Source organism: Bacillus sp. cl95, assembly GCF_900115925.1.
Taxonomy (GTDB): Bacteria; Bacillota; Bacilli; order Bacillales; family Cytobacillaceae; genus Neobacillus_A.
The window spans coordinates 650,350-671,071 of sequence record NZ_FOYF01000001.1; the positions used below are offsets into that span (position 1 = coordinate 650,350).

General features: G+C 37.5%; 22 protein-coding genes and 1 pseudogene. 4 read left to right on the forward strand and 19 right to left on the reverse strand.

Annotation, left to right across the window (positions count from 1 at the left end):
• Positions 1-12 precede the first annotated feature (12 nt).
• The 5 genes from BMZ31_RS03245 to BMZ31_RS03265 form a co-directional block, all read right to left on the reverse strand.
• Positions 13-501: a hypothetical protein gene (locus BMZ31_RS03245; protein ID WP_090830280.1), complete on the reverse strand. Its 489-nt coding sequence runs from the start codon at positions 499-501 to the stop codon at positions 13-15.
• A gap of 133 nt (positions 502-634) precedes the next feature.
• Positions 635-1,732, reverse strand: a complete 1,098-nt coding sequence (locus BMZ31_RS03250; RefSeq protein ID WP_090830281.1) for an SDR family oxidoreductase — start codon at positions 1,730-1,732, stop codon at positions 635-637.
• A gap of 125 nt (positions 1,733-1,857) precedes the next feature.
• Entirely contained in the window at positions 1,858-3,252 is a 1,395-nt protein-coding gene (gene nhaC / locus BMZ31_RS03255) for a Na+/H+ antiporter NhaC (protein WP_090830282.1), read from the reverse strand.
• Positions 3,253-3,395: 143 nt separating this feature from the next.
• Positions 3,396-4,418, reverse strand: coding sequence for an EAL domain-containing protein (locus BMZ31_RS03260; protein WP_090830283.1), 1,023 nt, complete (start codon positions 4,416-4,418; stop codon positions 3,396-3,398).
• A gap of 97 nt (positions 4,419-4,515) precedes the next feature.
• On the reverse strand, positions 4,516-6,096 hold the full coding sequence (locus BMZ31_RS03265) for a peptide chain release factor 3 (protein ID WP_090830284.1): 1,581 nt from the start codon (positions 6,094-6,096) through the stop codon (positions 4,516-4,518).
• A gap of 222 nt (positions 6,097-6,318) precedes the next feature.
• Between BMZ31_RS03265 and BMZ31_RS03270 the strand changes: the two genes are divergently transcribed.
• The gene (locus BMZ31_RS03270; protein ID WP_175477985.1) at positions 6,319-6,738 is read left to right on the forward strand and encodes a YkvA family protein; all 420 of its coding nucleotides are present in this window, start codon (positions 6,319-6,321) and stop codon (positions 6,736-6,738) included.
• A gap of 22 nt (positions 6,739-6,760) precedes the next feature.
• Here BMZ31_RS03270 and BMZ31_RS03275 read toward each other — a convergent pair whose 3' ends face one another.
• From BMZ31_RS03275 to ytvI, 6 genes are all read right to left on the reverse strand, one after another.
• Complete coding sequence (locus BMZ31_RS03275) at positions 6,761-7,363, reverse strand: cell wall hydrolase (RefSeq protein ID WP_090830286.1); 603 nt, start codon at positions 7,361-7,363, stop codon at positions 6,761-6,763.
• 148 nt (positions 7,364-7,511) lie between these two features.
• Positions 7,512-7,649 carry a YjcZ family sporulation protein gene (locus BMZ31_RS03280; RefSeq protein ID WP_090830287.1) on the reverse strand — a complete coding sequence of 46 codons (138 nt, stop codon included), beginning with the start codon at positions 7,647-7,649 and terminating at the stop codon, positions 7,512-7,514.
• Between the two features lie 29 nt (positions 7,650-7,678).
• Complete coding sequence (locus BMZ31_RS03285; RefSeq protein ID WP_090830288.1) at positions 7,679-7,783, reverse strand: YjcZ family sporulation protein; 105 nt, start codon at positions 7,781-7,783, stop codon at positions 7,679-7,681.
• A gap of 143 nt (positions 7,784-7,926) precedes the next feature.
• Positions 7,927-9,579 carry a methyl-accepting chemotaxis protein gene (locus tag BMZ31_RS03290; RefSeq protein WP_090830289.1) on the reverse strand — a complete coding sequence of 551 codons (1,653 nt, stop codon included), beginning with the start codon at positions 9,577-9,579 and terminating at the stop codon, positions 7,927-7,929.
• A 22-nt stretch (positions 9,580-9,601) separates the two neighbouring features.
• Complete coding sequence (locus BMZ31_RS03295; protein ID WP_090830290.1) at positions 9,602-10,588, reverse strand: BMP family lipoprotein; 987 nt, start codon at positions 10,586-10,588, stop codon at positions 9,602-9,604.
• Between the two features lie 401 nt (positions 10,589-10,989).
• Complete coding sequence (gene ytvI, locus BMZ31_RS03300; protein ID WP_090830291.1) at positions 10,990-12,021, reverse strand: sporulation integral membrane protein YtvI; 1,032 nt, start codon at positions 12,019-12,021, stop codon at positions 10,990-10,992.
• A 189-nt stretch (positions 12,022-12,210) separates the two neighbouring features.
• Between ytvI and BMZ31_RS03305 the strand changes: the two genes are divergently transcribed.
• Both BMZ31_RS03305 and BMZ31_RS03310 read left to right on the forward strand, forming a co-directional pair.
• Positions 12,211-13,002 carry a glycerophosphodiester phosphodiesterase gene (locus BMZ31_RS03305; protein ID WP_090830292.1) on the forward strand — a complete coding sequence of 264 codons (792 nt, stop codon included), beginning with the start codon at positions 12,211-12,213 and terminating at the stop codon, positions 13,000-13,002.
• Positions 13,003-13,102: 100 nt separating this feature from the next.
• A complete protein-coding gene (locus BMZ31_RS03310) occupies positions 13,103-13,318 on the forward strand; it encodes a hypothetical protein (protein WP_090830676.1) in 216 nt (71 codons plus the stop codon).
• Between the two features lie 126 nt (positions 13,319-13,444).
• Here the strand turns inward: BMZ31_RS03310 and BMZ31_RS03315 are convergent, their stop codons facing one another.
• The 6 genes and pseudogenes from BMZ31_RS03315 to BMZ31_RS03340 all read right to left on the reverse strand — a co-directional run bounded on the left by BMZ31_RS03315 (position 13,445) and on the right by BMZ31_RS03340 (position 18,924).
• Entirely contained in the window at positions 13,445-14,350 is a 906-nt protein-coding gene (locus BMZ31_RS03315) for a DUF1002 domain-containing protein (RefSeq protein ID WP_090830293.1), read from the reverse strand.
• A 419-nt stretch (positions 14,351-14,769) separates the two neighbouring features.
• Positions 14,770-15,420, reverse strand: coding sequence for an amino acid ABC transporter permease (locus BMZ31_RS03320; protein WP_090830294.1), 651 nt, complete (start codon positions 15,418-15,420; stop codon positions 14,770-14,772).
• Between the two features lie 11 nt (positions 15,421-15,431).
• Positions 15,432-16,082, reverse strand: a complete 651-nt coding sequence (locus BMZ31_RS03325; RefSeq protein WP_090830295.1) for an amino acid ABC transporter permease — start codon at positions 16,080-16,082, stop codon at positions 15,432-15,434.
• Between the two features lie 85 nt (positions 16,083-16,167).
• The gene (locus BMZ31_RS03330; RefSeq protein WP_090830296.1) at positions 16,168-16,971 is read right to left on the reverse strand and encodes a transporter substrate-binding domain-containing protein; all 804 of its coding nucleotides are present in this window, start codon (positions 16,969-16,971) and stop codon (positions 16,168-16,170) included.
• Positions 16,972-16,993: 22 nt separating this feature from the next.
• Complete coding sequence (locus BMZ31_RS03335) at positions 16,994-17,722, reverse strand: amino acid ABC transporter ATP-binding protein (protein WP_090830297.1); 729 nt, start codon at positions 17,720-17,722, stop codon at positions 16,994-16,996.
• A gap of 149 nt (positions 17,723-17,871) precedes the next feature.
• Positions 17,872-18,924: pseudogene (locus BMZ31_RS03340) on the reverse strand (NAD(P)H-dependent flavin oxidoreductase).
• Positions 18,925-19,087: 163 nt separating this feature from the next.
• On the opposite strand from BMZ31_RS03340, the gene BMZ31_RS03345 reads away from it, so the two are divergent.
• The gene (locus BMZ31_RS03345; RefSeq protein ID WP_090830298.1) at positions 19,088-19,540 is read left to right on the forward strand and encodes a VOC family protein; all 453 of its coding nucleotides are present in this window, start codon (positions 19,088-19,090) and stop codon (positions 19,538-19,540) included.
• A gap of 18 nt (positions 19,541-19,558) precedes the next feature.
• On the opposite strand, the gene BMZ31_RS03350 is transcribed toward BMZ31_RS03345, so the two are convergent.
• A complete protein-coding gene (locus tag BMZ31_RS03350; RefSeq protein ID WP_090830299.1) occupies positions 19,559-20,173 on the reverse strand; it encodes a DUF2238 domain-containing protein in 615 nt (204 codons plus the stop codon).
• A 124-nt stretch (positions 20,174-20,297) separates the two neighbouring features.
• Positions 20,298-20,717 (reverse strand): NUDIX hydrolase, encoded by a 420-nt coding sequence (locus BMZ31_RS03355; protein WP_254778562.1) that lies wholly within the window; start codon positions 20,715-20,717, stop codon positions 20,298-20,300.
• Positions 20,718-20,722: the final 5 nt, after the last annotated feature.

Below are 20,722 nucleotides of genomic sequence, written 5' to 3' on the forward strand. Positions count from 1 at the left end.
CAAAAAGATCCTTTATTCATACATTTTTTCTCTCGTGCGTTTTGTAGTGATGATTATAATTAAATATTTAATCACTAATCCAATGATCAGACCAGGTAAAAGAAATAGCATCGGTAAAAAAACTGGACCAAATTTTATTCCAAAAATCGTTAGACTTGTAGAATACATTAATCCGATGGTTACAAAATAGGCACCAAATACGAAGGGTAAGAACGTGAGTTTCTCATCCTTAGGCATTGCATCACGATAAGCATCCCACATTCCAAACATGTAGACACATGGATAAAACATTAGCCATTGGAAGTCAATCACTTTAGTGGCCATGTCAATCTCCCACAAAAAACTATACATGATCGCTATATTGAAATGACTATTCACGTTAATAGCAAATTCTAATAAGATAAGTGTAATTCCTTTGAGATATCGTCCTGCCAACAGCTGACTAAAGCCGGGCAATGCAATATTCCATAGAATCGCTTCAAGTTTACTGAGCTTCTTCATTGTTCAACCCGCTTTATCTTGGCATGATGGTTTTAACTAAATGCTAGCAACTGCTTCTCATTTAGGATATCCAATTCAATACCAAAATAATTCCCAGTTCAGGAAATCAGACTTTAAATGATATTAGCTACTTTTATATAATTTTAACCTGATAACGTGGATTATCTTTATTTTTCATATAAAAAGATACCATTGCTGGTACTCCATCCTTAAAATCAGGACAGGAAATTCCAGATCCCAGCAAATCCATTTGTGCTTGAGTACAGTCAAACTGGCCAAGCCAAGAAAAATAGTCTAGAGCTTCTTTTTCTACGCCTAAATATCTCCTTAAGGGTTTAATGGATAATCCCCATTGTGCTGCTGATAAAGGAATAGAACCTCTTGGCCTTTTGTTAATGAGTTCTTCCATCAGCATCTCATATAATTCTGACACTTTGTAAGGTGATGGATCGGTTAAATGATAGGTCTTTCCCTCTCCACCTTCATGAAAGCTCAAATAGGTAGTTGCTGCAACAATATACTCGATTGGTACAAGGTTAACCACTGCTTCGCTTTCTCCAAGTCTAGGTAGAAAAGGAAGGAAGCGAAGTCTGTCGATGAAATTCATAATAAAATAAGGACCATCGAATTTAATCGTCTCACCCGTTTTAGTATTTCCTTTCACGATACCTGGTCGGATGATCGTAACAGGGACGTCTTTTTTTAACATCTCCACCATTACTTCTGCTTCAAATTTTGTTTCCTCATAATAATTTTTAAATTGGGATGGTCTAATGAGTTCATGCTCATACAATTTCCCTTCACGTCTTCCAGCAATGAATCCCGTACTAAAGTACGTATATCTTTTTATATTAGGGAGTCCCCTTACAAACTTATTCACATTCTTTGTGCCATTCACATTTACATGGACGGCCACATCTTTATTGACGGCAAGGTCATAAATAGCTGCAAGATGAAAAACGTAGTTTATTTTTTCTTTAATTTCCATTTGCATCGCTGGAGATAGTCCTAAAGACAAAGCGGTGATATCTCCCTCAATGATCACAAACTGTTCATCCAGAATACCGCATTCCTTCACGAGCTGATTTCTTTCCTCAATTGCTCTAGACATCATTTTGGGTAAAACAAGAGTATATATTACCCCTCTCATGTCAGTTTTTTTGATTACCTGCCTTATTAATTGATTACAGATAAAGCCTGGAAACCCAGTGAAAAAATATCCTTTTTCCATCAAATGCACCGCCTGTCATCATGCTCTTTTTCTTATATTCTAAAGAGTACAAAATACATTCGTCAATTTTTTGACAGAATTTTCTTTCAATTAAAATGAATTAAACTAAAGAAAAACGATTCTGCTTAAGCAGCAATCGTTTTTCTTGTTGTGATCGTCCATCCAGTTAAACCAAAAAGAACAGTCAATACGGGAGATAAAAGACAAAAGAATGTAAATGGTAAATATTCAAGGGTACTTACCCCTAAAATATTGGTGAGGAATATGCCCGAAACTCCCCATGGCACAAGCGCATTTACCACAGTTCCTGCATCCTCAAGTACTCTAGAAAGGTTCTTTGATTCCAATCCCGCTTGCTGAAAGCGATCTTTAAAAGCATTGCCAGGTAATAGTATCGATAGATATTGTTCTCCCAGCAGAAAGTTAATTCCAATCGCAGTGGTAGCAGTCGCAAATATGAGAGAAGCGGTACCTTTAAGAAGTTTCTGGATGGACTGCAAAAGCACTGGGAAAATACCTAGTTTGAACAATAGTCCGCCCATACTTAAAGCAAGCAAGACAAGAGAAATACTAAACATCATACTTTCCATTCCGCCAGCTGTCAGTAAAGAGTCAATCTCTTTAATTCCTGTATCAGACTTATAACCTGAATATAGGAGATTTAGAGCATCATGAAGATGAAAATCCTTTTGAACAAAAATAGAAATTACCATAGCTGCCATTATACTGGCGGACAAAGTGATAAGTGTCGAAGCTTTCTTAAGTGCCAAAAACATCAAAATCAGCAGCGGAATAAATGAATACCAGTGAACGAGATTCATTTTCAAAAGTACAGATTTTATCATGCTCATCTTGGTAAAGTCAGCTGATGATGCTTCCGGAGACAAATAGGCGAATAATACTAATGATATTATTGATGCCGGAACTGTAGTCCAGGCCATATTTCGAATATGTTCAAACAAATTGACCTCAGCAACCATGGAAGCTAAGTTCGTTGTATCCGATAAAGGTGACATTTTATCTCCAAAGAACGCTCCAGACACAACCGCACCTGCTGTAATAGCTGGTGAGATCCCGATAGTAACACTCACGCTGACGAATGCAACCCCAAGAGTTGCTGATGCTGTAAAGGAACTTCCAGTACTAATTCCAATTATTGCTGTCACGACAAAAGCAATTGCATAAAAATATTTTTCACTTACGAGTTCCATTGCAAGGAAAAAAAATGTTGGAATCGTTCCGCTCGCCATCCAGCTACTTATTAGCATCCCGATAAAAAAGAATAACAGGATAGCTCCAAGACCAGATCGTATGCCTTCCATCATTCCAGCTTCTATTTCATTAATATTTACTTTTTTTATTAATCCGTAACCCATTAGGCCAGTCATCCCAATGACGATGGGAATATGCGGAATCATTTGAAGAAATATTATGGAATAGCTGATTCCACCAAAGAGAATAAGTACGACCAATATGGCCTCCCAAGGCTTCAAATTAATTGTGGATTGTTCTAGTTGCATGACAAGTAATACCTCCGAGACTTCGAATATAGGATAAATAATTACTATACTTTTAGACTTAGACGCTTTTAAACTTAAACGCTTTTAAGTAGTAAAGTATTTATTTATAATATCGTCCGTACCCTTTCTTGTCAACACTCTATTTATATTAATATAATATCTTTTGCTGGCCTTTCGGAGGGTCTCCCAATAAGAAAACCTTGAGCTAAATCAATCCCTATCTGTCGGCAGTGCTCAAGTTCTTCTGGCCTTTCAATACCTTCTGCCAGAACAATAATGCCTAAATCTTTTGCGATTTGCATCACTTCAGTGAGGAATTGCTGCTTCTCTGGAAATTTATCGCAATGATCCACATAATGGCGATCTATTTTCACGAAATCAGGATTAAGCATTTGTAGGACATCTAACGTAGCGAAACCTGATCCTACATCATCTAGAGCCACTTTCATTCCTTGCTTCTTATAAGTATCTAAAACTCTTTTTAAATGGTCTACGTCACTGATTTTTTCTGTTTCAACCACTTCAAAAACAAGATCTGATGGATCGATTTCATATTTCTTTACTAGCTTGAAGGTGTGACGCAGACAATACTCTGGATTATAGATGGTAGACGGTAAAAAATTAATAAAACTCTTAACGCCTTTTGGTACGTAGGTGCGTTTCGCAATAATGGCTGCTTCTCGAGCTCTTTGATCAAGAAGTGAGAGCATACCACTTTTTGCAGCTACTGAAAAAAGTTTTCCTGGCGAAATCATATCTGCGCATGATGAACGAAGCAAAGATTCATAACCAAATATTCGATCATTCTCCTGCAAATGGATAATCGGTTGCAAATAACTGATTAATTCTCCAGTTTGGATAGTAGAAATAATTTCGGCGTTTTGCAATTGCATTAAAAGACTCTCTGCAGGGATGAAAAGTAGCGGCTTTACTTTTGTTTGTGATAAAGCACTTCTAATTTCTCTACCAAATTGCAGATGACTTTCTTCTAGCTTCTTCAGTAGGTATTCCGCATACTCAAGTTTTTCATATGGAGCAACCCAACAATTGGCCCCAATGTTTTGAAATAGGTCAGAAGTGACATTCAGTTCAGTTTCAATAAATAGATATCCATTTGTATAGATTTGAAACGGAATACCACACTGCACACATTTATAATCATTCATATTGAACCTCCAGGAGTATCTTTCTCTTTCTAAATTTTATCAAAACTCTAGTACTTTGGACACAAATAAACCGGCGGGATATTCCCCGCCGGTGTTATTACTCGTGCTTATCCATAGGATTATAAAGTTTAATATCAGGATTTTTCTCTTGGAACCAACGCAATGCAAAGTCATTCTCAAAAAGGAAGACATAATGGTCAAATCGATCTTTTACTAAAAGACTTCGCGAGCTAGATAAATTCTCATCAACTGTATCGCCTTCAATCCATCTGGCTATCTTGTTGCCTTGGCGTTCCATGAGGACTTCCGCATTGTATTCATTCTTCATGCGATGTTCAAAAACTTCAAATTGAAGCTGACCAACTGCACCAAGTAGATAATCATCTGTTTTTACAGTCTTAAAGAGCTGAATTGCACCTTCTTGGACAAGTTGCTGGATTCCTTTATAGAAGGATTTTTGCTTCATGACGTTCTTCGCTGATACCCTTACGAACAATTCAGGTGTAAACTGAGGCAAACGCTCAAAATGGAAATCATCTTTACCTGATGTAATCGTATCCCCAATTTGATATGTGCCTGGATCATATAATCCAATAATGTCTCCGCTGACTGCTTCATTAACCGTACTTCGCTCTTCTGCCATGAATTGCGTAGATTGAGCGACCTTGATTTGCTTACCTAATCTAGGAATGTTAACAGCCATCCCACGTTCGAACTTACCTGAACAGATTCGAACAAACGCAATTCTGTCACGATGGGCAGGGTTCATATTCGCTTGAATCTTGAAAACAAAACCTGAGAACTTTTCTGTAAGAGGATCAACTTTGCCACTTGTTGAGTTTCTCGCCATAGGGGCTGGAGCAAACTGCAAATATGTCTCCAAGAATGTTTGAACGCCAAAATTTGCTAGCGCACTACCAAAGAATACAGGAATAAGGGTTCCATCATGAACACGCTCTGCAGAAAAATCGTTACCCGCTTCGTTCAAAAGCATGATTTCATCCAAAGTTTGATCATATAATCCGTTCGTCTTGATTGGATGATCGCCTTCAATTTCTCCATCATCATTTAGGCTGATAAATTTCTCATCATCTTCAACCCTAAATTGCTCAATACGATTGTAGTATCGGTCATAAATACCAAGAAATTCTTTCCCCATCCCAATTGGCCAGTTCATTGGATAGGATTCAATTCCAAGAACTTCTTCAAGTTCTGCCAAAAGTTCAAGAGGTGTTTTACCTTGTCTGTCAAGCTTGTTAATGAAAGTGAAAATTGGAATTCCACGCATACGACAAACTTTGAAAAGCTTCAAAGTTTGTTCCTCAATACCTTTAGCAGAATCGATAATCATAACTGCACTATCAACGGCCATCAAAGTACGATAAGTATCTTCACTGAAATCCTGGTGACCAGGTGTATCAAGTATATTGACGCGGAATCCATCATAGTCAAATTGCATGACACTTGATGTTACTGATATACCACGTTGCTTTTCAATTTCCATCCAATCGCTTGTCGCAAATTTACCAGTCTTTTTTGCTTTAACTGTACCTGCGTCACGAATGGCACCGCCGAATAATAAAAGTTTTTCAGTCAACGTCGTTTTCCCTGCATCCGGGTGGGATATAATCGCAAATGTCCGACGCGAAAGAACTTCTTCTGTGAATTTCTTACTCATTTATATTCCTCGCTTTTTAAACCATAAAATTTTTACTCATAACTTCAATCTTAGCTCTCTGCGGAGAACTTTGCAATGTGTTTACACGAATTAAAGCTCACAAAATCTTGGATTTTATTGTCACTCAATTCTTAAAGAAGAGTTTAGTATGGGGATTTCGTGGAATGTTATTCATAAGGTGGCACATTTATGTATCCCAAAATTCAAAAAGGATGTGAGCCAATGTCAATCCAACAGGACTTACACTCAGAAAAGCAGAAATTTGATTTGAAGGCCAAAAACTATATTGGAAATAAAGAAAAAACAGAAGGCTTACTTAAAAAAGCATTTGCCAAAGCAACAGGTAAAAAGGATTCTTTAGGCAATGCTTTTGAAAAGATTCAATTACTATTTGAGCTTGTCCGCTCTTGGACAAAGGGTGAGTACAAGAATGTTTCCACTTCAACTATCCTAACAGTTGTTGGTGCCATAATTTACTTTGTTTCTCCAATTGACTTTGTTCCTGATTTTATCGCAGGTTTAGGCATTTTTGATGATGCAGCTGTAATTGCCTATACCGTAAAGCAAATCAGCGGTGATTTGGAGAAGTTTAAACTTTGGAAAGATTCGAAGGCAATTGAAATGGAAAATCCCCTCGATTAAAGAGGGGATGAAATTTGTCTTATTAAATTGCAAAACGATGGTTACCTATAACCTCAGTGACTGTTTTGGTTCTTAACCACTTAGAACTAGTTTGATCTGGGTTAAAAAAATATAGCGATTCAGTTCCCTGACCTTGCAAAGCAATAGCTTCGTTTACGGCCTTTTTTGAAGCTTCACCAGCTGGTTCATTGATACTACCATTTGCTACAGGTTCAAATTGTCTTTTTTCATAAATAACCTCTTTAATGCTATCAGGAAAATCTTTATTTTCTACTCGATTCAAGACAACACTTGCTACCGCTACCTTCCCTTTATACGGTTCGCCTTCTGCCTCAGCATGAACCAATCTTGCGAGTAATTCTTTTTCTTGTTTTGTAACGCTAGGTTTTGGAATGTAAATCTTCTCACCTTTTTTGAACTTCATATCCATTTCAGCATTTGCATTTTTTAATTCAAGTTCCGATATACCAAATTTGACAGCAATTTTATATGATGTATCTCCCTTTTGGACAGTGTACATTTTTTGGTCGTCTTTCATTGGAGCTTGTCCTTTTGTTGTTTCCCCGTATTGCAAAGAAAGGAATACAAACAGTAGAGAGAGTACAATAGTAGCCACTTTCTTCATCGTATTACCTCCTTATGCATCTCTGAAATCACTTAAACAGACTAACATGATTTCATATGGAAGTTCTACACCAAATCTTTACCATGGAAAAAGCGGAAATTTTTACAAAGAAAAAGACAGGGATGAGTCCCCTGTCTCGTCACTTACATTAGAATTTGAAACAAGCTGCACCAACAATGATAAGAAGGATAAATAGCACGACGATTAATGCAAAGCCTCCGCCGTAACCATATCCGCAACAACCAGCGCCGTAGCCCCAGCCGCCGTAACCGTATCCATATGGCATTTCAAATAACCCCCTTTCTTAGAGTAATATTAGCAACAGCCGCCGTAACCCCAAGAAGCTCCAATGATGATTAATAAAATGAACAGTACTACTACTAGGGCGAAACCGCCGCCGTATCCGCAAGATCCTGACATTTAAACAACCTCCTTTGTTAATTTCTATATATCCTATTCAGAATGCTTGGACTATGCGATTAAAGGCTCAATAAATTCTCTTTAATAAAATAAAAAAAAGAGAAGCACCATTTGCTTCTCTCGTAAAACTTAATATTTGCAGATCAATCCATCTTAAAGGTTCCAATAATATTTTCAAGTTCAGTAGCCATTTTGGACAGTTGATTAACGGATTGATTAATTTCATCCATTGATGCTAACTGTTCCCCTGCAGATGATGCTGCTACCTGAGTATGTGAACTTGATTGACGCGCCACCTCAGCCATATCTTGAACGGATGCAGCAACTTCCTCAGAACCTGCTGAAATTTCTTCACTTGTAGCTGAAATTTCTTCAATTTGAGCAGACATACGATCCATTGAGGCTAAGATCTCTGCGAATTTTGATCTCGTATCTTCAGTAATTTGAATACCTTCTTCAACATTTTGACGAACGTCTTCCATTGCTTGAACAGAAAGATCAGTCTCTCTTTGAACTTCGTTAACAATATTACCGATTTTTTTTGCTGAGGTGTTTGTTTCTTCAGCAAGCTTTCTAACTTCATCAGCAACAACGGCGAAACCTTTTCCAGATTCGCCTGCTCTTGCTGCTTCTATGGCTGCATTTAAGGCCAATAAATTCGTTTGCCCTGCAATAGCTGTTATGATTCCAACAATATCATCAATTTCCTTCGAACGATTGCTTAATAGACGGACGCGTTCGTCAGTTATATCAACAGATTGTTGAATCGTAGTCATTTGCTGTACCGTTTTTCCTACAAAAGTAGAGCCTTCCTCTGCTTTAGACACAGTATCAGAAGTAAGTTCAGACAATTGCGTTGCACTTTCTGCAATTCTTGTGATTCCAATTGTTGTTTCTTCAACTGCTTGAGCACTTTCTAAGGACATTTTTAGTTGATGATCGGAACCTGCTGCAACCTCTTGCATTGTTCTGGACATCTGTTCTGTTGTAGCAATCGTTTGTTCTGCGCTTGCCGCCAATTGCTGAGACGACGATGCCACTTGTTCTGAACTAATTGCTAAATGTTCAATCATTTTTTTCAAGTTACCAGCCATTTGAATGAATGCTTCGTTAAGCTGCCCCACTTCGTCTTTAAGTGATATGGATTCAAGTTTGACAGTTAAGTCCCCTTCCGCAATACGGTTTGCATTTTCCGCAAGTTTCTTAATAGGACTAGTAATCCTCGTTGTATAAATGAACGTAATGACTCCTGTTACCGCAAGCAAAATCAAGCTTCCGAGTAAAGCAGAAGTTATAACGAAACCTATTTGCTTCTTGATCGCCAGTTGGTTGGATTCATAAGTTTCGTTTGTGATTTTCTTCAAATAGTAAAGGTCATTTAAAATCCCTTTCGTTCTTAAAGAAAGCCTTTTCGATTCGAAATCACTTTTGGCTTGAATCGCATTTTTCGATTCTTTCTCAAGCTGTGTGAATTTAGTATTTATTTTATCTAACTGCTTTAAATGATCCTTGTCAGTAAGATTCTCGTTTAACTCGCCAATTATTTTCCTTGTTTCATTCATCACATTTGTTACAACGTATGCATTTGCATCTGATGGCGAGAATGCAAAAGTTCCTAGTCCTTGTTGAAGTGATAAGACATCCCCATCTAGCCTTTGGACATTAACAAGATTTTTGACCTCACTTTTGTTGGCAGATTGAATTTGCATCATTTGTGCAATAATAAAACCAACCATCAGAATCGCGAGAATCAAAGGAATTAACGAATTCAGTAATAATTTTTTTCTAAGATTCATGGATAGTACTCCTTCTGGTTGTTTAGTAATCGTTGTTTACTTTGATGTTTCCGTTGCGGATTTCATTTTTCTTATCTTCCATTAATTGTTTTTCTTGATCAGTAAATTCGACCAATCGTAAATCAGCAAGACCTACTCCATCTTCCTTTAACCCTAAGACTTGGTCTTTTTCTTTAAACTTCCCGTTCTCTGCATATTCTTTTATTGCTGAGTAAATAGCTACATCAATTTTCTTAAGCATGGAAGTTACAACTGATTTTTCTGCAAGGAAATATTGATCTGAATCTACTCCAAATGAGTAAATCTTATTTTGTTGTGCAGCTTTTAATACCCCTGTACCGGTTAAGCCAGCAGCAGGATAGATAAAATCAGCCTTTTGGGCAATCAATTCTGTTGCCTGTTTCTCCCCAAGCGCTGCATTACCAAAATCACCTGCATATTGAATAATCACGTTTGCAGCAGGATTAGCATCTTTTACACCTTGCATAAACCCAGCAGCAAATTTACGAATTAGCGGGACATCCATCCCCCCAACAAAACCGACTGTGTTGGTCTTTGTCTTCATACCTGCAACTAATCCGATTAAGTAACTGCCTTCCTCTTCCTTGAAAGTCACCGAATAAACATTTTCAAGGTCTGAAACAGAGTCAATTAATAGGAACTTTGTCTTCGGATATTTTTTGGCAACTTCTTCTATGGATTCCTGGACCATAAATCCAAGCCCGATGACAATTTCATTACCTTCCTCTGCTAACTGGCTTAATCCTTTTGCGTAATCTCCAGTTTCATTTAGTTCTTTATAATCAAATATGATTCCAAGTTCATCACGGGCTTTTTCCAATCCCGCAAAACCTGCATCACTAAAAGATTGATCTCCGAGGCCTACATCTGAAAGCATAATGCCGACATGAAGCTCTTTCTTTTCTTTTTTAGAAACAGTTCCTTGTGAACAAGCAGACATGCTTACTAGTAAACTAAGAACTACTATTAATAACGCAATCTTTTTCATACGATGAAAATCCTCCTGTTGTGTTCTTTCTAGCAATAAATTACTATCATACTTTTTATCGTGAAGATAAAGCACCTTATTAATAGGTATAAAGTCATAATTGGTTTTTCATTTCAGCAGTTTCCTTCGACCTAATCAATGTGTTTTTCCATTAAAATGTTTTATTTTCATATATTTAGGAAAGAACAAAAGGCGCAAGCGCCCTGTTTAGCCCCGACAGGCATAAGACGGATCACGCAGGAAATCCTGATTTCTGAAGTGATTTGGCTTATGACCCCGAGGGGCTGGGCGCTGGAGCTGGATTATTAGAAAATCGTAGAAAGTTATCCACATTAATTAATTTTATAATTTCCTAGAACATAAAAAAGCACGCATAGTCTATATGCGTACTTTACCTGCAACTAAATCTTAAAATTTAAACGAATGACATTCACTTTCACAAGTGCATCAAAAATGATCACAAGTGCAGGACCTGCAAAGAGCCCGATAAAACCGAACAACTTAAACCCGATATACAAACTGACTAATGATGCAAGCGGTGATATCCCAAGGTTTGTGGAAAATACTTTTGGTTCAATTATTCTTCTTACCACCGTAATGACCACAAACATGATAATTAATCCGACTCCAAGGAATTGATTATTCTGCAGTAACGAAACTACTGCCCATGGCACCAAGACGGATCCTGTACCTAAAATCGGCAATATATCTACAACTACGATAAGCAAAGATATTAACGATGTATAAGGAGCTCCTAAAATTGAAAGACCGACAAATGCGAGTACAAACGTAAGCAAACTCAAGATGATTTGCGCTTTTATAAATCCGAAACCAGCTTGTGTTAACTGGTTGATAACGATCGAAAATTTTCTTTGAGATTCTACGGTCAAACGTTCTTTTATCCGTTTCTTGATTTCCGGAAGTTCAATGCTAATTAAGAATAAAGCAATTAAGTATACAAGGAATTCAATAAGGAATCCTGGAATGGCTGTCAGTAGGTTAACAAGGAATGCAACAGTTCCTTGTAAAAATGAATCTAGAGCCATAAATGTTTTCTCTAACGTTTCTTCTAAAGAAAGAATAACTTCATCAGGAAGCGTCTTGGAATAGGATTCCCATTTTTTTATAAGAGGCTTAATGGCAGAAGCATATAAATCCTTTACAAAAGATGGAGTATTCTCTGACAATTTTACCGTTTGCTGAAAAATGATTAAGAATAAGTTATATCCTATAATGATAAGGGCTGCAATATAAGTGAGGAATGAAGCAATAACGGCCTTTACCCTGCTTAAACGCAAAACTCTTTGAAAATAATGTACAACACCTTCTAATAACATGGCGGTGACTAGTGCGAACACGATTGGTAAACTGTAAGGAATAAAAAATATGAATAGTAAGATGACCCCAACTATGGTTAACCATTTTTTCCACATAATACTCTCTCCTATGGAGCAACATCTAAGCGTAAAGTTGCAAATAAATTTAAGTCTGTGAATATTATATCTTTTTTTTAAGCGGACTGCGAAGTTTCTTCACTTTTTATTTATAAAAATAATACGGCTGTTGTTTTTTTAACATTTTTGGTGGAATATAAATAAAACTCTTAATGAAGGGATGATAAAATGCTGAAATTTATTTGGTATTTAAAGACTTTTGCCTCTTCATTTTTCAATAACATCACAGATATTAAAGGACATTTTCCGATTAAGGTTGGACATCGCGGTGCAGCGGGCCTCTCTCCGGAAAATACATTCGCTTCTTTTGATAAAGCTATGGAACATGGAATGGAATACATCGAACTAGACATCCATATGACGAAGGATGGTCATCTTGTAGTGATCCATGATGATACTATAAATAGAACGACAAATGGTAAAGGACGAATCCGGGATTTTACTATAAAAGAACTAACAACATATGAAGCTGGAAGTTGGTTTCATACGGATTATTGCACCGAAAGAGTGCCCACTCTAAATGAAGTTCTTAATCGTTATCACGAGAAAATTGGATTTCTGATAGAACTAAAAAAACCTTCCCTCTATCCTGGTATGGAAGAAAAATTGGCTGAGGAACTAGTAGCTCTTCATCTTACCGATAGCCAAAAAATCATTGTCCAGTCCTTTGATCGAAATTCAATGAAAAAGTTTCACACCCTCCTTCCAAATATTCCAATTGGAGTGTTATTAAAGAATAGAGGGATTGGTATTTCTACAAATACATTATTAGACATTAGCAAATACGCATCTTATGTGAATCCTAAAAAAACGATGGTCAATCGAAGAATTGTTAAGAAAATACACAGTTTTGGATTAAAAACAATGGTATGGACGGTCCGCTCCAAGAAAGAGGCCGAAAAATTCAAGAGACTTGGGGTCGATGGGATTATAAGTGATTTCCCCAGTTTACTTCATTAGAAATAATGTTCAGTTTGCTCATCTAAAAATTGCCTTTATTGTTTTACCTGCATTCATCTGAGGTAAATAAGTTAGAAACGAGGTGATTCAGTTGAGAGAAATGAAGAAGACAAGAGAAGAGCTATTGTCAGCCAATAGAGATAATCCAGAACAATACCCTACTGAAAATGAGAGTCTCTTTGACAAATTTGAGAGCGAAAAAAACGTCGATCCTATTCCTATGGAAGATTTGAAGATTGAGAAGCGAGAAGAAAAAGATGGTCACCATACCAAGAACTCTTCATCGAGCAATGAAAAATACAAAACAGGCATGTAATGGATTTTGCAATTTTAGATTTACAGCTAAATACTTTTGAAAATATCGAAAGCTCAAACTTGACGTCAAGTTTGAGCCTTTTTTTGAGTGGTAAGGATGTTGATTTGTAAAACAATAAATGAAGGATTATGAAAAAATCCCTTTAATGGCATCAATCAATTCCTTGAAGAAATTTGATACTGATTCTATGAATCCTTTGTTTTCTCCAACGGCTTCTTCAATACGTTGCTGAATATCCTTTGAAAGATCCTCTAATTGTGATTGAACGTTGTCAAAATTAATATTCAAACCACGCATTTTTTCGAACAAATCCACTAAGAGTTGACGGTCTGCTGCCGATAACTCTAATCCTAGAGCTTTCAGCTTATCATCGATGATTTTTTCCACTTCTTCTTTAGTTGCGGGATTTTGTTCGGCAATTTCTTTTTTTATCTCAGTTAAGAGTTCACTAACTTTATCTTGATCCATGCCTTCTTTTTTAGCCAAATCTGTAGCCAGGTTCAGTTCTTCATTCGCTACTTCTGTCCGCTCTTTATCAAGTTCCGTTCCTTTGCCTTCATCATAAGCTTTATAAATTCCCACGAGCGCGGAATGTCCACTTACTTTTACGGGAGATGCCACGTCAACGACAGCATCTTGGATACCGGCAGTCAAAAGTGCATTAGCATACATTTCATCGGTAACCTCAGTGATATTTTTAGGAGTAACCTGATTAATGACTAGCCCTTCGCCCGTGTCTTTTCGAGTTATTTTTGCTGAAGAATACATATTTGAATGCTTATCACCTTTAATATAGGTAACAAGATCATCCCCATTCACTGTAATCTCTTTTACCTTGGTTACATCTTCCACTTTTAGTAAGTCTCTAACTTCTTCCTTTTGAGCAGGAATTAAAGCCTCTCCATATACGACGATAGGCAAACCATATTTTTCATTGATACTTTCATCTGCATGAGCAATATTTCCGAGTGAAATCGCAAATGTAAAAACAGCTCCGATTGTGACCATTTTCAAGAAACCTTTTGTAATCATCATTAATTCTCCTTTTAAGCAAATCTCTGTACCAAGTATTAAGACTGAAAAATCATCAAAAAAGTTTCAATCATCCCTACAAAGATAGCATGACCTTACTTTTCAATCCAGTTATTACTTGTATTCAAGTACTCCTTTTTATATTTCCCAACAAATATAAAACAAGATAAAAAATCTACAGAGTTAATTATTACTCACAGAACAAAAGGCGCAAGCGCCCTGTTTAGCCCCGACAGGCATAAGACGAATCACGCAGGAAATCCTGATTTCTGAAGTGATTTGGCTTATGCCCCCGAGGGGCTGGGCGCTGGAGCTGGATTATTAGAAAAAACGTAGAAAGTTATCCACATTAATTTAATTTATAATTTCCTAGACCATAAAAAAGAAGATGCATCATTGGCATCTTCCTTTCCTTATCCTTAAGCCCTCTTTACTTCTAGGCGACCTGCAACAAGAGATAGTGAATAATTAACGATAAAGTACATGAACGCTAGTATAAATAACATCGGTATTACGTATCCGCTTTTTTGGCCATAGATAATTTGTGCATTGTGAGTTACTTCAGGTAATGCGATGACAACCGCCAACGATGTATCCTTCAATAAAGAAATAAATTGACTTACGATGGGAGGAACCATTCTACGTAATGCTTGTGGCAAGATAATATATCTCAACGTCTGAACATATCCTAGGCCAGACGAACGCGCAGCTTCTATCTGCCCCTTTTCAATCGAGTTTAAGCCACTTCGAATAATTTCAGATAGCATCGCAGATTCAAAGACAGTTAATGCAGCAATGGCTGCAACTGTAATCGGTAATTTAACACCTATCTCTGGCAATGCAAAATAAGTAAAGAAAATAATCAACAACAAAGGCAAGTTCCGAATAGTCTCAACCACTACTGCCAGCACATGTGAAACAACCGGTATTCTCGCGTATCGTATTGTACCAATCGTACCTCCGATTATGAAACTTAAAATGATAGAAATAAATGCAACTTTCAATGTGACCCAAAATCCTTCTAATAAAAATTGTAGATGGTCCACAGTAAATGCACCAACAAAATCCATTAGACTCCCCCCTATTGGCTTCTAGCTAAGCGTCTCTCAAGATAACCCACGCCAAGACTTAAAGGTATTGTCAGAATTAAATAGAATAGAGCAACGAAGATATAGACATCAAATGTCACGAACGAACGTGAAGAAATCAAATCTGCCTGGTACATGAGATCAAGACCAGCGATGACGCCCAATATAGATGAGTTTTTAACTAAATTAATGAACTGATTGCCAAGCGGTGGAATCACTATTTTTATGGCTTGTGGTAAAATAATTAGTTTCATTGCCTGATTATAAGTAAGTCCCGATGAACGTGCCGCTTCCATCTGTCCTTTCGGTACAGCTAAAATGCCTGCACGAATCGCTTCAGCAATAAAAGCTGCCGTGTATATGGCAAGAGCGATGGTCCCAGCTGTCAATCCGTCAAATTCAACACCAACAGATGATAAACCAAAATAAAAAAAGAATGTGATGATAAGAACTGGTATGTTACGGACAAATTCAACAAAGGCAGTCCCCACCCAATTCAACATCTTAATCGGAGCAATTCGCATGACTGCTATGACGATTCCTAAAATAAAACTGCTTACAAGTGCAATGAAACTCGCTATCACGGTATATTTAAACCCTTCTAAATATAGATCTAAATTATCGGTTAAAATGGAAAAATCCATAAGGCATAATCCCCCCTAACTAATCGGGATGAGCTTTTGCTCATCCCGATATAAACAACTATAAATAATATTTGTTTATTAACCTTTAGTTTTTAATCCATTTATCTTTGATTTCATCGTACTTCCCAGAATCCTTGACTGCCTTAAGAGCTTCATTCAATCTGTCCACAAGTTCTTTATTTCCTTTCTTAACAGCGATTCCATATGGCTCTTTAGTAAAAGTGCCACCCACTAATTCAAAAGAAGAATCTTCATCTGCCATCCCATAAAGGATCGCATCATCCGTTGTTAAGGCATCCCCTTTTCCAGACTTAAGGGCAGTGAATGCTTCCGAATAATTCTCAAATTCCAATACTTCGGTTTCAGGTGCTTTTTCACGAATATTGATAGCAGAAGTTGAACCCTTTACCGCTAATACTTTCGTACCTTTCTTCAAGTCCTCAATCCCTTTGATCTTACTTCCTTTTTTCACAAGCAAGGATTGACCTGCTTCAAAATACACATCCGTAAAATCAACTTCTTTTTTACGCTCTTCAGAAATTGTCATTGTGGCAATGACAGCGTCAATTTCACCATTATTCAGGAGTGGTATTCTCGTTTTAGAAGTAACTTCTTTAAACTCTACTTTTGTTTCATCGCCTAATATTTCTTTTACTAGTTCCTTTGCTAAATCGATATCAAAGCCTTCCACTTTACCGGTACTTGGATTTTTCAGTCCAAATAGACGGGTATCATGTTTAACTCCAAACACAATCTTATCCCGGTCTTTGATTTGAGCCATCACATCTTTACTACTGTCACCACTTGTTTTTTCGCTATTTCCTCCACATGCTGTCAAAAATAAGACTGCTAGAATCACCATTAGTGGAGCTTTCAATAATTCCTTCATTTCATTTCCTCCCTTTTTCTATTTAATGGTTTAATATACGGCTTAGGAATAAACGAGCCCGTTCTTCGCGAGGGTTCGCATAAAACTCAGCCGGTGTTGACTCTTCCAGGATTTTTCCTTCGTCCATAAAAACGATACGATCCGCTACTTCTCTGGCAAATCCCATCTCATGGGTAACCACCACCATCGTCATTCCTTCTTTTGCCAATGCCTTCATAACATCAAGCACCTCTCCTATCATTTCCGGATCAAGTGCTGATGTAGGTTCATCGAATAACATAATTTCTGGTTTCATCGCCAGACCGCGGGCGATTGCCACGCGTTGCTGTTGTCCGCCAGACAGCTGTGCTGGAAAAGAATTTGCCTTTTCAGGTATGCCAACTTTTTGCAAATAGAACTCGGCAATCTTTTGGGCTTCTGGGTGTGACAGGCCAAGCACCTTCATGGGAGCCAGTGTAATATTTTCAAGCACGGTTTTGTGCGGATACAAATAGAAATGTTGAAACACCATTCCGATTTCACGACGAAGATTATTAATATCAGTTTTTGGATCATTAACTCCAATATGATTGACGGTCAGCGTTCCATCTGTAATGGTTTCAAGCCGATTAATGCAACGAAGCATTGTACTCTTTCCTGACCCAGAAGGTCCAATCACAACAACAACCTCACCTTTGTTAATGGTAAGATTAATATCTTTTAGAACATGAAAGTCACCAAAGAACTTATTGACTCCCTTAAATTCAATCACGTAAATTCCCCCCTATTCCCATTATCATAGCTATCTCTGTATAAAACATTTCCGATTATAATATTCTGAATATTCTCTACCCTACGACCATTTCCTTTAAACATAAAATTTTCCCAACAAAAAATGACACCTTGGAAGAGTGTCATTTCTTATCCAATATTCAACTCTGAAACTAGTTCTGCCAAAATTTCTGCTGCGGAATATTCCCTTTGAATTAATCCAACACCTTGCCCTGCCCATAAAGATAACTTCTCTGGATTCAATTCTCTTGCAGCGTGAGAACGCATTAATTTTGTAAGATCATTTTGAATAGGGTAAGGTGGAATGTCTAAAGATGCCTTCTCTATCACCTCAATGAACTTATTTCTAATACCTCTTGCCCATTTTCCTGAAAATGCCTTCGTCATGATGACATCTTCTTCATTACTCTCGATGATTTTGTTTCGATAAGCACGATTCGTTCCGCTTTCTTTACAAGTTAGGAATACGGTACCCAATTGTGCACCTGCTGCTCCAAGAGACAGGACAGCTTTTATTCCGCCAATTGTAACAATTCCACCTGCAGCGATTACAGGAGTTTTTACCGAATGAACCATTTGCTGCACTAAGGCTATTAAACCAATTTGAGGATTTCCTTTTGTAGTCGGAAATGTGCCGCGATGTCCACCAGCTTCACTTCCCTGTGCAACGATCATATCTACCCCGCTATTTTCCAGTTGTTGAGCTTCATCTACAGTCGTCGCAGTTCCCATTACGATTACACCAGATCTTTGTAATTCCTTGATTAATATTCTATCCGGAAGTCCAAAAGTAAAACTACATAGCTTGATATCCTCAGATAAGATAGTTTAAAGTTGCTCTTCAAACGTCACTTTCCCTTTATCCGTGAATGTCCAATTAGAAGGGATTGGACTTTCGTGTGAGTATTGATTCAAAAATGAAATCATCTGTTGAATTTCTTCAACTTTTGGAAATGTTACTTCTTCTGGGATAAAGAGGTTAACCCCAAAGGATTTATCTGTAAGTGTTTTCGTATTTTTTACTGCCTTTTTTAATTCTTCCGCTGTCATATATCCTGCTCCAATGCTGCCGATAGCCCCAAAATTGGAAACCGCAGCAACTAGTTCAGGTGTAGTTAAGCCACCTGCCATCCCTGCCTGAAATATAGGATATCGCGCACCAAGTTGTTTAAAAATCACCACACCACCTCATTTCAATTTATTTCCATTATACATAGTTTACTATCTTTCACGGAAAAGAATATCTTCATACTTTCGGATGAGATGATTTACTGCTAAGGATCAATGTATACGAAGATTTTAAGAAGTATCATAGTATTAAGAAATGTTACTAGGAGGATGAAAGATGAAAAATGCAAAACTGTTTGAAACTCATGTGTACACAAGGAATCTAGAAAAAGCGATAGATTTTTACCGAAGTCTGGATTTGGAGGTTGCTACTGTTTTAGAAGATAGAAGGGTAGCTTTTTTCTGGTTGGGTGATGTGGAGAAAAAAGAACAGATGCTTGGAGTTTGGGAAGTTTCCGAAGAAGACTTCCGCCGATCTCATTTCGCGTTCGAAGTTTCTCTAGAAACTTTACTCGAGGTTCCCGTTTTTTTAAAGAAAAGAGGAATCGAAGTACGTCCATCATTTGGATTAGATGCATCCGAGCCAGTTGTACATGCCTGGATGCCAACTGCCTCCTATTACTTTGCCGATCCGGACGGAAACTCGCTCGAATACTTGGCTTTAATAGAAGGAGAAAGCAAACCAGAACTAGGCGTGGTTCATTTGAGTGTTTGGAATAGCAAACGATAATACATAGGCACCATCCATTCATATGGACGGTGCCTGACTTTTAAGTTGTTCATTATGAATGGAATGCAGAGTAAAATAAGCTGTTATGGCTCCGATTAATGCAAGAAGCATATCCCACTGTGTATCCCATACATCCCCTTGTGTACCAAGAAAGGCTTCTGCTGCTTCTCCAGTCATTACAGCAACGGTAAACTCGATTAGTTCATAAGTGGCGCTAAAGGCCAAACAAATACAAACGACGATAAAAGGCAGCCATTTATTTTCTCTTAATGGTGATGTTTTCCATAGGATTTCTCTTACAATGATGGAGGGGATGAACCCCTGTGCGAGATGGCCTAGTCGATCATAATAATTACGGTCAAGATCAAGCATATCTTTTAACATATTAAATAATGGCATTTCAGCATAGGTATAATGACCACCAACAATCAGAATCACGCAATGAATAAAAATTAGTATGTACGCCAAGGAAGTAAACTTAAATTTCCTATAAGTAAAAATCAGGGCTGCAACTCCGATTAAAGCAGGCAGAACCTCTAACCACCAGGTGAAGCGGTCCGCAGGCCTTATACCAGACCAAATAAGAAAAAACAAAAATAAAATAAAAATACCAATTAATCGTTTATTGCTCATTTTCAACACCTACACTTCTAATATGATTTTAGAGTTCCCCCAATTTTATGCATCATGTAAAAATTCCTATTAAATATCAAAAGTGCCAGGAGATATCCAGTCCTGGATATTACCCGGCACTTACTCAATTGTTATGTTCAACTAAATTGATAAAAGGATTTCCATTTTGCTCAAGACATCGGTCTAATCTACCCTTATACCCTTCATCTTGAATCAACCTTTTTGCTTTGAGAAGAGAAACAAAGCAGGCATCTTCTGATTCATTTGATATCATTAATGTGCCGCCCATTACTCTTCCCTGAAACAGAAACACACAAGTCGAACTCGTGACGATTTGATCAATGCCATAAAAGTTTGTTAGTTCTATGTCTAATCCGGACTCCTCCTTCACTTCTCTTACAGCCGCCACTTTAATGGATTCGCCTTGATCGACAAAACCACCTGGAAATTCCCATCCCCTTCTCGGATGCTTAATAAGCAGAATTTCATGATTAGCATTCAAAACAAGGATCGCCACTGCAAGCTTGTGTCTTGGAATCGACATCTTCT

Bases quoted from the DNA above. Each gene is read 5' to 3' on its own strand.
- BMZ31_RS03245 (WP_090830280.1), bottom strand. From the start codon at position 501: ATGAAGAAGCTCAGTAAACTTGAAGCGATTCTATGGAATATTGCATTG.
- BMZ31_RS03250 (WP_090830281.1), bottom strand. From the start codon at position 1,732: ATGGAAAAAGGATATTTTTTCACTGGGTTTCCAGGCTTTATCTGTAAT.
- nhaC (WP_090830282.1), bottom strand. From the start codon at position 3,252: ATGCAACTAGAACAATCCACAATTAATTTGAAGCCTTGGGAGGCCATA.
- BMZ31_RS03260 (WP_090830283.1), bottom strand. From the start codon at position 4,418: ATGAATGATTATAAATGTGTGCAGTGTGGTATTCCGTTTCAAATCTAT.
- BMZ31_RS03265 (WP_090830284.1), bottom strand. From the start codon at position 6,096: ATGAGTAAGAAATTCACAGAAGAAGTTCTTTCGCGTCGGACATTTGCG.
- BMZ31_RS03270 (WP_175477985.1), top strand. From the start codon at position 6,319: ATGTCAATCCAACAGGACTTACACTCAGAAAAGCAGAAATTTGATTTG.
- BMZ31_RS03275 (WP_090830286.1), bottom strand. From the start codon at position 7,363: ATGAAGAAAGTGGCTACTATTGTACTCTCTCTACTGTTTGTATTCCTT.
- BMZ31_RS03280 (WP_090830287.1), bottom strand. From the start codon at position 7,649: ATGCCATATGGATACGGTTACGGCGGCTGGGGCTACGGCGCTGGTTGT.
- BMZ31_RS03285 (WP_090830288.1), bottom strand. From the start codon at position 7,783: ATGTCAGGATCTTGCGGATACGGCGGCGGTTTCGCCCTAGTAGTAGTA.
- BMZ31_RS03290 (WP_090830289.1), bottom strand. From the start codon at position 9,579: ATGAATCTTAGAAAAAAATTATTACTGAATTCGTTAATTCCTTTGATT.
- BMZ31_RS03295 (WP_090830290.1), bottom strand. From the start codon at position 10,588: ATGAAAAAGATTGCGTTATTAATAGTAGTTCTTAGTTTACTAGTAAGC.
- ytvI (WP_090830291.1), bottom strand. From the start codon at position 12,021: ATGTGGAAAAAATGGTTAACCATAGTTGGGGTCATCTTACTATTCATA.
- BMZ31_RS03305 (WP_090830292.1), top strand. From the start codon at position 12,211: ATGCTGAAATTTATTTGGTATTTAAAGACTTTTGCCTCTTCATTTTTC.
- BMZ31_RS03310 (WP_090830676.1), top strand. From the start codon at position 13,103: ATGAAGAAGACAAGAGAAGAGCTATTGTCAGCCAATAGAGATAATCCA.
- BMZ31_RS03315 (WP_090830293.1), bottom strand. From the start codon at position 14,350: ATGATTACAAAAGGTTTCTTGAAAATGGTCACAATCGGAGCTGTTTTT.
- BMZ31_RS03320 (WP_090830294.1), bottom strand. From the start codon at position 15,420: ATGGATTTTGTTGGTGCATTTACTGTGGACCATCTACAATTTTTATTA.
- BMZ31_RS03325 (WP_090830295.1), bottom strand. From the start codon at position 16,082: ATGGATTTTTCCATTTTAACCGATAATTTAGATCTATATTTAGAAGGG.
- BMZ31_RS03330 (WP_090830296.1), bottom strand. From the start codon at position 16,971: ATGAAGGAATTATTGAAAGCTCCACTAATGGTGATTCTAGCAGTCTTA.
- BMZ31_RS03345 (WP_090830298.1), top strand. From the start codon at position 19,088: ATGAAAAATGCAAAACTGTTTGAAACTCATGTGTACACAAGGAATCTA.
- BMZ31_RS03350 (WP_090830299.1), bottom strand. From the start codon at position 20,173: ATGAGCAATAAACGATTAATTGGTATTTTTATTTTATTTTTGTTTTTT.
- BMZ31_RS03355 (WP_254778562.1), bottom strand. From the start codon at position 20,717: ATGTCGATTCCAAGACACAAGCTTGCAGTGGCGATCCTTGTTTTGAAT.